Raw genomic sequence first — 13,242 nt, 5'->3', positions numbered from 1 at the left:
CCCCGGAATGATTTCTCACAGACATGTCGGTTACAGTCTGTGCGACAACTACACATCCACGGGGGCTCGCACCAGCGGGCTGAGAGGACGGCTAGGGCCGTCGACCGTCGAACCTGTCCGGGTAATGCCGGCGTAGGGAGCATCTCGATGAGCAGAACTGTATCTACGGCCACGTCCGTCACGACGGGGCCTATCGCGGGCAGCACCAAGGAATACGTGCAGTGGAGCGACGACATTCGCGTACCGGTCCGGCGCGTCCACCTGACCAACGGTGAGCATCTCGACCTGTACGACACGTCCGGCCCGTACACCGATTCCAACGCCCAGATCGACGTTTCCGCCGGGCTGCCCCGCATCCGCGAGCAGTGGTCCGGGGATCGCGGGCAGACCCAACTGGACGCCGCCCGGGCGGGCGTCCTCACCCCGGAAATGCGTTACTGCGCTGCGCGCGAGGGTGTCTCACCGGACACCGTGCTCGCCGAGGTCGCTGCGGGACGGGCCGTGATCCCGGCCAACCGCAAGCATGCAGAACTCGAGCCGATGATCATCGGCAAGGCGTTTGCGGTGAAGATCAATGCGAACATCGGCAACAGCGCGGTCACGTCCTCGATCGCCGAAGAAGTGGAGAAGATGGTGTGGGCCACCCGTTGGGGCGCCGACACCATCATGGACCTCTCGACCGGCAAGAACATTCACGAGACACGCGAGTGGATCCTGCGTAACTCACCGGTCCCGGTGGGTACCGTGCCGATCTATCAGGCACTCGAGAAGGTGAACGGCGATCCGACCGCCCTCACCTGGGAGATCTACCGGGACACCGTGCTCGAACAATGCGAGCAGGGCGTCGACTACATGACGGTCCATGCCGGAGTGCTGCTCCGATACATTCCGCTGACCGCGCGTCGCGTCACCGGCATCGTCTCGCGCGGCGGCTCCATCATGGCGGCCTGGTGCCTGGCACATCACCGGGAGTCGTTCCTGTACACGCACTTCGAGGAGTTGTGCGAGATCCTGCACCGCTACGACGTCACGTTTTCGCTCGGCGACGGGCTCCGGCCGGGGTCGATCGCGGATGCCAACGACGAGGCGCAGTTCGCGGAGCTTCGCACCCTGGGTGAGCTCACGAAGATCGCGAAATCCCATGGCGTGCAGGTGATGATCGAAGGCCCCGGACACGTGCCGATGCACAAGATCGTCGAGAACGTACGCCTGGAGGAGGAACTGTGCGAAGAGGCGCCGTTCTATACCCTGGGCCCATTGGCCACCGATATCGCCCCAGCCTACGACCACATCACGTCTGCCATCGGTGCGGCGATGATCGCGCAGGCGGGCACCGCCATGCTCTGCTACGTGACGCCCAAGGAGCACCTCGGGCTGCCGAACCGCGACGACGTCAAAACCGGCGTGATCACGTACAAGATCGCCGCGCACGCCGCCGACCTCGCCAAGCAGCACCCTCGGGCGCAGGAACGAGACGATGCCTTGTCCAAGGCGCGCTTCGAATTCCGCTGGCACGACCAGTTCGCGTTGTCCCTCGACCCGGACACCGCCCGTGAGTTCCACGACGAGACCCTGCCTGCGGAGCCCGCGAAGACGGCCCACTTCTGCTCGATGTGTGGCCCGAAGTTCTGCTCGATGCGGATCTCCGCCGATGTCCGGGAGTACGCCGAGAAGAACGGCCTCGATTCGGTGGAGGCCATCGAGGCGGGCATGGCCGAGAAGTCGGACGAGTTCGTCGGCGCAGGTGGCCGCGTATATCTGCCCGTCGAATCCGTCACCTCAGAGAATCGGTAAGGTCCCCTCCGTGAAGCTGCTGCCCCTGGCCCCCGACGGCCAGACCCCCGTCCGAGTCCTCACCATCGCCGGCACCGATTCCGGCGGTGGCGCCGGAATTCAGGCCGACTCACGGACGATGGCTCTGTGCGGTGTCCACGCATGCGTCGCGGTGGCCGCCGTGACCGTGCAGAACTCCGTCGGTGTGAGCGGGTTCCACGAAATTCCACCCGAGACGGTGGCGGCGCAGGTGCGCTCCGTCGTCGGCGACATCGGCGTGGGAGCGGCGAAAACGGGCATGCTGGCGTCCACCGCCATCATCGAGGCGGTCGCGGGTGTCTGCACAGAAGTGGGGATCGGGCGCGAGCATCCGGTCCCGCTCGTCGTCGACCCGGTCTGCGCGTCGATGCACGGCGATCCGCTGCTCCACGCCGAAGCGCTCGATGCCGTACGGAATACGTTGATCCCGATCGCGACGGTGGTGACACCGAACCTCGACGAGGTCCGGCTCATCACGGGGATCGAGGTGGTGGACGACGCCACCGCGCGCCGCGCAGCCGAGGCTCTGCACGCGCTCGGGGCCCAGTGGTCGATCGTCAAGGGTGGGCACCTGCGTACGTCGGAGATCAGTACCGACCTGCTCTTCGACGGGGACACCTTCCGGGAGTTCAGCAGCCCCCGGATCGACACCGGCAACGACCACGGAGGCGGCGACACCCTCGCGGCGGCCATCGCCAGCGCCCTCGCCCACGGGTGGTCTGTGCCCGACGCCGTCGCGTTCGGCAAGGAATGGGTCACCAAGTGCCTCGAGTCGTCGTACGACCTGGGAGCCGGTCATGGCCCCGTCTCCCCGCTCTGGCGACTTCGTCACCCGTGAGTACTTATTAACCTGCGGCGGTTAAGAAGTACTCACGGGCGGCGGAGCCGCAGCCGCCAGATGCCGAGGTCGGACGGCACCCCGCTGGGGGCGGGGGCGAAGAAGGCGCGGCGCCACGGTTTGACGCTGATACCGAGTTCCTCCAGTGTTCCCGGCTGGAGCGCTGAGAGGGTGGCGGACGACGCCATGACGTTGCCGTCCCCGCCGAGTTCCATCATGCGGGCCGCGATGGTGACGTCGACGCCGAGCCAATCGCTGCCGATCTGCCGGGGAACCCCCGTGTGGATTCCGACCCGCATCCGCGGACGGTAGCCGTCGACCTCGACATCCCGGAGCGCGTCCTGCGCGGCGAAGACGGCGTCGACGGCGCGATCGGGGCTGGGGAAGACGGCCATCACGCCGTCGCCCATCCGCTTCACGACGTGCCCGCCGCGGTCGACCATGGGTGTCTCGATTGCTTTGGCGACGTCTCGTAGCAGCGCGAGGGTGGCGGTATCGCCGGCGGGGAGGGACCAGCTCGAGAAGCCGACGAGGTCGGTGAACACGATGGTCACTTCCCGGGTTCCCCGGCCGCGGCCGGTGCGCTCGAGCAGCGCCTGCCACACCTGCAGGGCGCCGAGGCTCATCTCCCGGGACGCTCCCGGCTCATGGTCGAGGAAGCGGTCGGCCACGCGTGCCACGGCGCGTGCGGTGCCGGGGCCTGCAGTGGACAGCGGGTCGCCGAATGCCGGATCTCCCGGCAACGCGCGGCGGACCCTGCGCAGTCCATCGATCAGCTGGGGCCGACGGTTCAGTGCCCCCACCCAGCCCAGAACCTTGTCCTGTCTACTCTGCTCGGACGCAGCGTCGAGTTCGGCAGCGCTGTCGTCGGCCGGGTCTTCGCTCACGAGCGCAAGGGTAACCCAGCGTCACAGGCAGAAGCCCGTGACGAATCGGACATCACTGCGCTGCCCGAGCCTTCTCGCGATCGGCACCGGTGGGGACACCGTTGGGACCGGCCAGTGACTCCGCGTAGACCCCGACGGCGTAGGCCACCGCGGACGCGTTCTTCGCAAGAGCTGCCCGGTCGATGTTCGCGAGGGTGTCGGTCGGGCTGTGGTAATGCTTGTCGAACACGGCGTCGGGTGTGCCACCCCATTTCTGGGCCTCCTCGGCGGTCTTCTTGTCGTCGGCACCACTGAACACCCCGCCCGACGGAATCTTCTGCTCGATGAACGGACCGTAGTCGGAGCGGCCGTCGAAATCGGTGCCGTTCGCGGCAATGCCGTTCTTACCGAGGTACTCGACGAAGGTGCGCTCGATTCCCGCCGAACCTTCGGGGCCGGGCCCTTCGCCGACGTTGTCGGAGTTGTCGCCGTCGTAGGTCAGGTAGCCGGCGTTCTCCGAGCCGAGCATGTCGAAGTTCAGGTAGAGCGCAATGTCGTTGCGTTCATCCTCGCTCAGGCCCGTGACGTAGGCCTCGGAGCCGAGAAGACCCAGTTCCTCGGCGCCCCAGAAGGCGAACCGCACCGCGTTGTCGGCGTCCGGGGAACCGCCGAGCTGGACCGCCGTTTCGAGGATCGCGGCCACGCCTGTGCCGTTGTCGTTGATGCCGGGACCCTCGGGAACGCTGTCGAGATGAGCGCCGACCATGACGACATCGTCGGTGGAGCCCGTCGTGGTCTGGGCGATGACGTTACGGGACGTGCTGGTCTCGGTGCTGGTGTCGAGCGTCAGCGTGACGTCTCCGTCGCCCTGCCGGAGCGCGTCGCCGTCGGCCCTGCTCACCCCACCGGTGGGAATTTTGCCAACCGACGGATCGCCGAGAGTGCCGCCGCTCATCGGCCCGTCCTCGTTGTTGACCACGATCACGGCCGAAGCGCCGCGCTCGGCCGCTATCTGCTGTTTGGCCGAGAACGGGCAGATACCCCGGTCGACCAGCACGATCGCTCCGTTGACGTCGAGACCGTCGTAATCCGTTGCCTCACACCCCGGGGTCTCGTCCTGGCGAGCCGGCACCAATCGCGCCGTCAGTCCCTCGGGTCCGGTGGACGGGCTGTAGGACAGAGCTCGCACCTCGACGTCACGATCTCGCGACATCAGTTTTTCGGCGGCGACATCGAAATTGTGGAACTCGAATTCCGGGGTCTGGACGTCGAAGCCGTTGTCTGTCAGAACTTGTGCCACGTAGTCGACGCTGGCTTCGTATCCGGGGGTGCCTGCGGCCCGGTTGCCGTCGTTGTCGTCGGCGATGGTTTGCAGTTCCTCGAGATGCGCCACAACAGCGTTCTCGGTGACCGATCCGGCGAGTGCGCTCGCGTCGACCGGTGGCGACTCCGGTTCGCTCGTGGACGAGCATCCGGCCAGCACCAGCGCACCGGTCACTCCGACGGTGAAAAGTCCCCGTAGTCGCATGTCGGGAGCCTAACGCAGAACCACCTGTGGGCCGGTGCGAATGGATGTCGCACCGGCCCACAGGCTCCCCGCCCTGCCTACGATCCCAGCCAGGTCTCCCGACGTTCACCTGGCGGAGGGGCAGGGCGAAAGTACTCTATCGGTTTCACGCGTCGCGCTTGTTCACCACCACCAGGCTGGCCCCGAAGATCACCAGGACGAACACCGCGAAGTACACGAGACTGCCCCACGGTCCCCAGTGGAAGTCCACGCCCTGCGGTGCCCCGAGGAAGTGATTGGCATTGAGGAACGGCAGGAACGGCATGATTTTCTCACCGAATGATCCGAACAGGTTGAACAGGCTTTCGATCAGTAGCGGCCAGAGCAGCAGCAGCGCGATCGCTCCCGCCGACTGGCGCAGCAACGCACCGATCCCGACGGCGAGCACGACACAGAGGAACGCGTAGATCGGCACTCCGTAGATCGACCGCCACGCATCCCCACCGGAGAGTGTGAGGGCAGCACCTGCCTCGTTGCCCGCGGTCGCCTTCGCGATGGCGTACGCCCCGAAGGTGAGGACGAACGTCAGCACGGCACCGAACGCGCCGATCAGGCCGGCCTTGGCGACGAGGACGGAAGCGCGGTTCGGAATTGCCTGGAACGTGGTGCGAATGACCCCGAAGCGGTATTCACTGGTCACGGCCAGGGTCGCGAGGATCATCAGGACCAGGACACCGAATCCGGAGACGCCGCCGACGGCATCGGCCATCTGCGGCAGGAAGGGTTCGAAATCGGGTTCCTTCCCGTCCGCCAACTGGTCGTTGAAAGAGTTGATGCTGGCCTTCGCGCTCAACCCGATGACCGCGGCCAGGCCGAGACCCAGCACGACGATGATGACGGTGCACCACCACGGCGACCGGGTGGAGGTGATCTTGATGCGTTCCGCATTGAGAACAGCCATTACAGTGCACCCTTCATCACGTCGTCGACGCTTTCTGCGTGGTACTGCACGTCGTCTCCTGTCAGTTTCATGAAGGCGTCCTCGAGCGAACCGCGCTGAGAGGCCAACTCGTGGAGGGTGATTCCCTGCGATCCGGCGATCGCGCCGATCACGTCGGTGGACGAATCGACCACGACGAGCGCCTGCTGCCCGTCGGATCCGTCCTCGCGGACCGTGAGCCCATTCGACGTCAGCGCGCTCCGCAGCGCATCCAGTTGCGGACTGCGCACCCGCACCGTCGATTCCGAGGACTTGCTCACGAATTCCGACACCGTCGTGTCTGCGATCAGGCGCCCACGGCCGATGACCACCAGATGCTCTGCGGTGAGTGCCATCTCGGAGAGCAGGTGGCTCGACACCAGCACGGTGCGTCCCTCGGCCGCGAGGCGCTGCATGAATTTGCGGATCCACACGATGCCCTCGGGGTCGAGACCGTTCACCGGCTCGTCGAACAGCAGCACCTTCGGGTCACCGAGAAGGGTGGCGGCCAGGCCGAGTCGCTGGGACATGCCGAGCGAGAACCCACCGGCCTTCTTGCCTGCCACCTCCGTGAGGCCCACGAGGTGCAGCACCTCGTCCACCCGGCTCTTCGGCAGCGAGTTCGAGGCCGCCATCCACTGCAGGTGGGCGCGGGCGGAGCGGTTGGGATGCACCCACTTGGCGTCCAGGAGTGCGCCCACGGTCCGGAGCGGCTGCACCAGCTCACGGTACGGTTTGCCGTCGATCAGCGCCGTGCCCGCGGTGGGACGGTCCAGCCCGAGGATCATCCGCATCGTCGTCGATTTGCCTGCACCGTTCGGCCCGAGGAAGCCGGTGACCATACCCGGCTGGACGGTGAACGTCAGGTTGTCCACCGCCTTCGTCGCACCGAAGGTCTTTGTCAGTCCCCTCACTTCAATCATGGTGACGAGGATGCCCGAACCTGCGGCCGGCGCGCATCGGCCGCAGGTCTACACCTGACTCGTCCCCTGGTACCGGTCGGACCCTGAGCGAGACCCCGACGCGACCCCGAGAACTACGACGACGCCTGCGCCCAGAATCGTTTGGGTATCCGGCCCGCGTGACGTGCCTCGTATCCCGCCACGACAGCGCCACGCATCGCCGACGCCATCAGCGCCGGGTCCTTGGCCCGGGTGACGGCGGTGGCGAGGAGGACGGCGTCACAGCCCAACTCCATCGCCAGGGTGGCGTCGCTCGCGGTTCCGATGCCGGCGTCGAGGATCACCGGCACCCCAGCCCCGTCGACGATCATTTCGATGTTGTGCGGGTTGGCGATGCCCAATCCGGTTCCGATCGGTGACCCCAAGGGCATCACGGCAACACACCCGATGTCCTCGAGCCGGCGGGCCAGCACCGGGTCATCCGTGGTGTACGGCAGGACGACGAAGCCGTCGTCGACCAATTGCTCTGCCGCACTGACGAGCTCGATCGCGTCGGGCATCAGGGTGCGTTCGTCGGCGATCACCTCGAGCTTCACCCAGTCGGTTTCCAGCGCCTCTCGGGCGAGCTGCGCGGTGAGCACCGCCTCGGCCGCGCCCCGGCAACCCGCGGTGTTCGGGAGCGGCGCGATGTCGAGCCGCCGCAGCAGGTCGAGCACGCCGGTGCCGCCGGCCGCGTCGACCCGGCGCATCGCGACGGTCGTCAACTCGGTGCCGGATGCCACCAGCGCCTCTTCCAGCACGGTGAGGTTGGCGGCGCCGCCGGTGCCCATGATCAACCGCGAGTCGAAGGTGCGGCCGGCGATCGTCAGGCCCTTCTGCGCCACCGGTGTCACGTCAGCCACCCTGCACCGCCGTGAGGATTTCGATGTCCCAGCCGCGGTCCACGACTTCGTCCCAGCGGGCCTTCGGGAACACGGCACCATTGACCGCTACCGCAATGCCTTTCGTGGGCAGGTTCAGCGTCTCCAGCAGGTGGGCGACGGTGGGCGCTACCGCGAACTCGTGGTCCTCGCCGTTGACGGTGATGCCGACGGGCACCACCACTTGCTGCTCACTCATCTCTACCTCGCTACTTTCTCGAAACGTCCGGGGTCGGCAGCCTTCGCCTCGGCGAGAGCCGATCCCTCCAACAGTGCCACCGTCGCGTCGGCGGTGACGGGGGTGAGCAGGACGCCGTTGCGACCGTGTCCCGTCGCCACCACGACCCGATCCGACACTCGCCCGATCAGGGGCAGATTGTCGGGAGTCATCGGCCGCAGACCGGCCGAGGCCTCGCGCAGTTCGTACTCGCCGATCGCAGGCATCAGGGCTTCGGCGTCGGCGATGAGGTCGCGCACCCCGGCGACGGTGACCTGGGTGTCGTGGCCGGATTCGTGCTGGGTGGCGCCCACGACGATTCCGTCGGCCCGCGGCACGATGTACGCGGGCCGGCCGTGCACACTGCCGCGAATGGTCCGCCCCGGCGCCGGCGTCACCCCGGGACGGGCTCGCAGTCGCAGGATCTCCCCCTTCACCGGGCGAACCGGAAGCCCCGGCCACAGCGACGGAGACGCCACGCCTGCGGTGAGGACGATCTGGTCGGTGTCGAGCAGGCCGAGGTCGGACACACTCTCCTCGATCAACTCCACTCCGGTGTCGACTGCGCACGTTCGCAGTGCCGCCAGCAGCAACCGGTTGTCGACGGCGAGTTCCGCGACCGCGAGCAGTCCGAGCCGAACCCCACGCCCGAGCATCGGCTCGAGTTCGCGTACCTCGCTTCGGCTCAGGATCTGCAGATCGCGTCCCTGCGCACCGACCCATTCGGCGATGGTGCGCAGATCTTCGGCATCGGCGGCGTCGAGCGCGACGGTGAGTGAACTGGCCGACGTGAACAGCTCGACACCGGCGGCGGCCTCGAGCTCCTTGCCGAAGTCGGGCCACCGGTCCAGTGACGCACTGCCCAGCTCGAGGACACTCTCCTCGCCGGGCCAGCCCTCGGACAGCGGTGCCAGCATTCCCCCCGCCACCCACGAAGCACCCGAGCCGATCGCCGGGTCGTACAGGCGGACCGACCATCCGGCGTGGGCGGCGCGCCACGCAATCGAAAGCCCGATCACACCGCCGCCGACAACGGACACCGACCGTGGTCTCAGAACCGTTGACATCGAACACCACCTCACTTCCTGCGCCGGCATGATCCGGGTCAGGTATGACGGTCGGGCTCGGCGTGAGCCCCTCTCAGCCCCACGATCCCGGGACTCCCGTGTTGCACTTTCACCGTAGAGGCTACCGTCATGCCGTGACCACCTCGCATCACACCAGCCATGCAGAACGTCGGCGTCGCCTCGGAGCTGCGCGTTTGTACCTGTGTACCGACGCTCGACGCGAGAAAGGTGACCTGGCACAGTTCGCGGAAGCCGCGCTGTCCGGTGGTGTCGACATCATCCAGCTCCGCGACAAGGGCTCGGCCGGCGAGCGCGAGCTGGGTCCGATGGACGCACGCGACGAACTTGCGGCACTGTCCGTGCTCGCCGCCGTCGCACGGAGGCACGGCGCCCTGCTCGCCGTCAACGACCGCGCGGACATGGCGCTCGCAGCCGGAGCCGATGTCCTTCACCTCGGCCAGGGCGACCTTCCGGTGCCGTACGCCCGGAACGTCGTAGGGCCGGATGTCCTGATCGGCCGGTCCACCCACAGCCGGGCGCAGGCCAGTCTCGCGGCGATCGAGGACGACGTCGACTACTTCTGCACCGGGCCCGTGTGGGCCACCCCCACCAAGCCGGGACGCACGGCGGCGGGTATTGAACTGGTGCGGTCCACCGCCGATGCACAGCCCACCCGACCCTGGTTTGCGATCGGTGGCATCGACGAGTCGCGGGTACCGGAAATTCTGGCTGCGGGAGCCACCCGCATCGTCGTGGTGCGGGCGATCACGGAGGCCCGGGACCCTCAGGCGGCGGCGCGCTCACTTGCCGGAATGCTCCGCGTCAACAGCTGAGTCAGGGCTGATCCAGCCAGCCCAGGACGGTCGACGGCTCCAGGGTGAGGACGGTGCCCGCGAGTTGGTCGACGAGTTCGGGGTCCGCGGTCACCACGGCGGTCACCGTTCCGACGGTGGTGCCATGGCCTGCCGGCTCTGCGGTGCCACCGATCACCTCGAGCGAGTCGAGCACCTCGACGCGCGGGAGCCAGCCGTAGGTTCCGTCGGGCATGTGGATCGTGCGGGGCAACGCCTTCGACAAGTGTGTCAGCGAGGCGTGCTCCCCCAGAACGTCGTGCCCGGCGAGGACCAGCCGAACCTCCGTGGTGCGCAGCATCTGCCAGCCCGCCTGGAACCCCGGATGGAGCGGCAGCCCTGCGACGTCGGATTCACGAACCCAGCGCAGCTCCGTGCTCTCACCGTTGGCAACGGTGGGGAGCGGGCGCTCGGCGTCGGCGATCACTGTGGTGTAGCTCCAGCCGCTGGCGGCTTCCATCGTCACGACCTCGGTGCGCACCCGGATGGCCGCGCTCTCGATGCCGGTCTCCTCTCTGGCTTCCCGGACCGCAGCATGGGTCGTCGTCTCGTGGCTGTCCCGGGCGCCGCCGGGCAACGCCCACGTCCCACCTTGATGGCTCCAGACCGCACGATGTTGGAGCAGCACCGCCGGCGTCTCGTCCGCGAGCGGAGCACGCAACAACAATCCGGCCGCACCGTGCTTGCCCCAATGACGACTGCCGTCCGGACCGGTTGCCCAGCCGTCCCCGTCACCACGCATCGACTACCCCTGTCCGACCTGATGGGTCACCTGCAGTTCCCTCACACTAACGGTTTCTCCCGGCCTCGCCAGCTCACGGCCCCGTTCGGTCTCCGTTCGGCCGGGGCACGATCCCGCACTCCGTCCGGTTGACCGCCTCCCGGCGCGGCAGCTTATATGCTCCCCACACAGTGCGGCCGGTTTCAGAAGGGGTGCGACGTGGTTCTGCGTGAGGCACCGTCGATCGAACCCCACGGTAGCCGAGCTTTGTCGGCCCTCGCGGACGACGAGGTCGATCCGGCGGTGGCTCGCCGCAGGGAGTTGCGCGCCTTCCTCCACTCGACCCCGGCCAGACTGACCGGTCTCGGCATTCTGCTCATGCTCCTGTGCGTGGCCGCCGGCCTGGTGGCCACCTCCACGGTGAACGGCAGGGCGGCCACGCTCGACGCCGTCCTCGTGGATGCCGAACCGTTGTCGTACTCGGCGCAGAATCTGTATATCGCGTTGTCGGTGGCCGACGCCGCAGCCACGACGGCGTTCATCTCGGGGGGCCTCGAGCCGGGCGACCTTCGGGACAGGTACGCGCAGGCGATCGGCACGGCGTCGGCGGATCTCGTTCACGCCTCCGGCGGGCTGGCAGCGAGCGAAGAGGACAGCCGCCGGCTCCTCGCCTCCATCTCCACCGACCTCACGGTGTACACCGGGCTCGTGGAGACCGCGCGGGCGAACAACCGGGTGGGCAACCCCGTCGGGGCGGCCTACCTCGGCGAGGCCTCGACGCTGATGCAGACGAGCCTGCTTCCGATGGCGCAGCAGTTGCACGCCGGGCACGAGACCCGCGTCGCGTCGACGCAGAGTAACTACTCACGGCCTCCGTGGTTCGCTCTCGCGCTCCTGCTGACGGCCGCGGTGGGACTTGTCCTCACCCAGGTAGTGCTGGCCCGGCTCACCAGGCGCACGTTCAATCTCGGTTTGATCCTGGCATCGTCGGCGACCGCCATTCTGCTGGCATGGATGCTGATAGCAGGGCTGATCTCGGCTCTCGACACCCATCGCGCACTCACCGAGGGTGCCCGGCCGCTGCACGAATTGACCACCGGTCGCATCCTCGCCCAGCAGGCGCGCACCGAGGAGACACTCAGGTTGGTGCGACGCGATTCGAACGGCGACTACGACGCGGTGTTCGACGACAAGTCCGCTCAACTCGGTGCGGTGCTGTCGAACTATCCGCGCGAGGACGACAACCCGGTCGGTGACGCCGAGGTGACCCGGGCCGAGGAAGCATGGAACCGCTGGTCGACGGCGCACGAACGGATGAACACCGTTCTCGCCGAAGGCGATTTCCTCACCGGCGCGGCCATCGCCATCGGTCCCGGTGACGAGAATTCGGCCGCCCAGTTCACCGCTCTCGACGAAGCGCTCACCGAAGGCATCGACTCTGCCCGCGATCATCTGCGCTCCCATGTGGCGTCCGCATCCGGGGTGCTGACGGCGTTGGGCCCGGGGGCCTTCGCCCTGACGCTGATCGCCGTGATCGGAATTATCATCGGACTGTGGCCGCGGTTGAGGGAGTATCAGTGAGGCGGCACCGGATCGCACCCGTGGTGCTAGCGCTGGCGATGCTCCTCTGCGGTTGCACCCAGTCGACGTCGGGGCACGTCGGTTCGCCGAGCATCTCGTACACCGAACCGCCGTTACCGGCCGGCGTCGCCCCGGCACCGACGGACCGTTCGACACCGGCTCCCGCGCCGGGCGGCGACTGCGGCGATCCCACAGCCAGTCTGCGCCCCGTTTCCGACGCAGGCACACCACCGAGTCCGACCGTTGACGCCATCCGCGCGCGGGGCCGGCTGATCGTCGGGTTGGACACCGGCAGTAACCTCATGAGTTTCCGCGACCCGGCCACCGGCATGATCGAGGGCTTCGATGTCGACATCGCCCGTGAGATTGCACGGGATCTGTTCGGTGACCCGGAGCGCCTGGAGTACCGAATTCTCACGTCCGCCGATCGTGAACGGGCGCTGCAGGAGTCGCTGGTCGATGTCGTCGCCAAGACGATGACGATCACCTGCGACCGGCGAGAGAGGGTGGCGTTCTCGAGCCAGTACTTCGAGGCGCGACAACGGGTCCTCGTCGTCAAGGGCTCGCCCATCCGCGGTCCGGCGGAGCTGGCCGGACAACGGGTATGTGTGGTGCGCGGCACCACCTCCTTGGAGCGGCTGCAGCAGGTGGCGCCGACGGCCGAGATCCTCACCGTGCCGATGTGGTCCGACTGCCTGGTGGTGTTGCAGCAACGGCAGGTCGATGCGGTGACGTCCGACGACACGATTCTGGCCGGACTGGCATCTCAGGACCCGTACCTCGAGATCGTCGGGGACAGCATGGGCGCCGAACCGTACGGGATCGGCATCACCAAATCGAACGAGGACCTCGTGCGGTTCGTCAACGCAACCCTCGAGCGGATCCGCCGCGACGGAACCTGGACCGACTCCTACAACCGCTGGTTGTCGATGCTGGGACCGTCGCCCGTCCCTCCGGCCGCCGTGTACCAGGACTGAGGCC

13 protein-coding genes and 1 riboswitch are annotated in these 13,242 nt (G+C 67.4%); of the genes, 5 read left to right on the top strand and 8 right to left on the bottom strand.

All coding sequences use genetic code 11. The features are described 5' to 3' along the window. Window positions 1–48: 48 nt before the first annotated feature. Window positions 49–156, top strand: a riboswitch (TPP riboswitch). Together thiC and thiD are read left to right on the top strand one after the other, a co-directional pair. Next, window positions 148–1,794, top strand: coding sequence for a phosphomethylpyrimidine synthase ThiC (gene thiC, locus CBI38_RS07300; RefSeq protein WP_109334918.1), 1,647 nt, complete (start codon window positions 148–150; stop codon window positions 1,792–1,794). It overlaps the preceding riboswitch by 9 nt. 10 nt (window positions 1,795–1,804) lie before the next feature. After that, window positions 1,805–2,650 carry a bifunctional hydroxymethylpyrimidine kinase/phosphomethylpyrimidine kinase gene (gene thiD / locus CBI38_RS07295; protein WP_109327644.1) on the top strand — a complete coding sequence of 282 codons (846 nt, stop codon included), beginning with the start codon at window positions 1,805–1,807 and terminating at the stop codon, window positions 2,648–2,650. A gap of 32 nt (window positions 2,651–2,682) precedes the next feature. On the opposite strand, the gene CBI38_RS07290 is transcribed toward thiD, so the two are convergent. The 7 genes from CBI38_RS07290 to thiO all read right to left on the bottom strand — a co-directional run bounded on the left by CBI38_RS07290 (window position 2,683) and on the right by thiO (window position 9,108). Further along, a complete protein-coding gene (locus CBI38_RS07290) occupies window positions 2,683–3,537 on the bottom strand; it encodes an adenylate/guanylate cyclase domain-containing protein (RefSeq protein ID WP_109327642.1) in 855 nt (284 codons plus the stop codon). A 52-nt stretch (window positions 3,538–3,589) separates the two neighbouring features. Next, entirely contained in the window at window positions 3,590–5,044 is a 1,455-nt protein-coding gene (locus CBI38_RS07285; protein ID WP_204164883.1) for a M20/M25/M40 family metallo-hydrolase, read from the bottom strand. A gap of 145 nt (window positions 5,045–5,189) precedes the next feature. Then, on the bottom strand, window positions 5,190–5,984 hold the full coding sequence (locus CBI38_RS07280; RefSeq protein WP_109327640.1) for an ABC transporter permease: 795 nt from the start codon (window positions 5,982–5,984) through the stop codon (window positions 5,190–5,192). Then, on the bottom strand, window positions 5,984–6,925 hold the full coding sequence (locus CBI38_RS07275; RefSeq protein WP_109327639.1) for an ABC transporter ATP-binding protein: 942 nt from the start codon (window positions 6,923–6,925) through the stop codon (window positions 5,984–5,986). Before CBI38_RS07275 ends, CBI38_RS07280 begins: the two co-directional genes overlap by 1 nt. Before the next feature lie 113 nt (window positions 6,926–7,038). After that, entirely contained in the window at window positions 7,039–7,806 is a 768-nt protein-coding gene (gene thiG / locus CBI38_RS07270; RefSeq protein WP_109327637.1) for a thiazole synthase, read from the bottom strand. Continuing rightward, window positions 7,799–8,023 carry a sulfur carrier protein ThiS gene (gene thiS / locus CBI38_RS07265; RefSeq protein ID WP_109327634.1) on the bottom strand — a complete coding sequence of 75 codons (225 nt, stop codon included), beginning with the start codon at window positions 8,021–8,023 and terminating at the stop codon, window positions 7,799–7,801. Before thiS ends, thiG begins: the two co-directional genes overlap by 8 nt. A 2-nt stretch (window positions 8,024–8,025) precedes the next feature. Next, complete coding sequence (thiO, locus tag CBI38_RS07260) at window positions 8,026–9,108, bottom strand: glycine oxidase ThiO (protein ID WP_109327633.1); 1,083 nt, start codon at window positions 9,106–9,108, stop codon at window positions 8,026–8,028. Between the two features lie 134 nt (window positions 9,109–9,242). Here thiO and thiE point away from each other — a divergent pair, with 134 nt between their 5' ends. After that, the gene (thiE, locus tag CBI38_RS07255) at window positions 9,243–9,941 is read left to right on the top strand and encodes a thiamine phosphate synthase (RefSeq protein WP_109334916.1); all 699 of its coding nucleotides are present in this window, start codon (window positions 9,243–9,245) and stop codon (window positions 9,939–9,941) included. 1 nt (window position 9,942) lies between these two features. Here the strand turns inward: thiE and CBI38_RS07250 are convergent, their stop codons facing one another. Continuing rightward, window positions 9,943–10,701, bottom strand: a complete 759-nt coding sequence (locus CBI38_RS07250) for an NUDIX hydrolase (protein WP_109327631.1) — start codon at window positions 10,699–10,701, stop codon at window positions 9,943–9,945. Between the two features lie 198 nt (window positions 10,702–10,899). Here CBI38_RS07250 and CBI38_RS07245 point away from each other — a divergent pair, with 198 nt between their 5' ends. Next, entirely contained in the window at window positions 10,900–12,261 is a 1,362-nt protein-coding gene (locus tag CBI38_RS07245; RefSeq protein ID WP_230990103.1) for a hypothetical protein, read from the top strand. After that, window positions 12,258–13,238: a glutamate ABC transporter substrate-binding protein gene (locus tag CBI38_RS07240; protein ID WP_204164882.1), complete on the top strand. Its 981-nt coding sequence runs from the start codon at window positions 12,258–12,260 to the stop codon at window positions 13,236–13,238. Before CBI38_RS07245 ends, CBI38_RS07240 begins: the two co-directional genes overlap by 4 nt. Window positions 13,239–13,242 lie beyond the last annotated feature (4 nt).

Source organism: Rhodococcus oxybenzonivorans (assembly GCF_003130705.1).
GTDB lineage: Bacteria > Actinomycetota > Actinomycetes > Mycobacteriales > Mycobacteriaceae > Rhodococcus_F > Rhodococcus_F oxybenzonivorans.
This window is presented reverse-complemented; position numbering and strand designations above follow the sequence as displayed.

Bases quoted from the DNA above. Each gene is read 5' to 3' on its own strand.
- thiC (WP_109334918.1), top strand. From the start codon at position 148: ATGAGCAGAACTGTATCTACGGCCACGTCCGTCACGACGGGGCCTATC.
- CBI38_RS07285 (WP_204164883.1), bottom strand. From the start codon at position 5,044: ATGCGACTACGGGGACTTTTCACCGTCGGAGTGACCGGTGCGCTGGTG.
- CBI38_RS07280 (WP_109327640.1), bottom strand. From the start codon at position 5,984: ATGGCTGTTCTCAATGCGGAACGCATCAAGATCACCTCCACCCGGTCG.
- CBI38_RS07275 (WP_109327639.1), bottom strand. From the start codon at position 6,925: ATGATTGAAGTGAGGGGACTGACAAAGACCTTCGGTGCGACGAAGGCG.
- thiS (WP_109327634.1), bottom strand. From the start codon at position 8,023: ATGAGTGAGCAGCAAGTGGTGGTGCCCGTCGGCATCACCGTCAACGGC.
- thiO (WP_109327633.1), bottom strand. From the start codon at position 9,108: ATGTCAACGGTTCTGAGACCACGGTCGGTGTCCGTTGTCGGCGGCGGT.
- CBI38_RS07250 (WP_109327631.1), bottom strand. From the start codon at position 10,701: ATGCGTGGTGACGGGGACGGCTGGGCAACCGGTCCGGACGGCAGTCGT.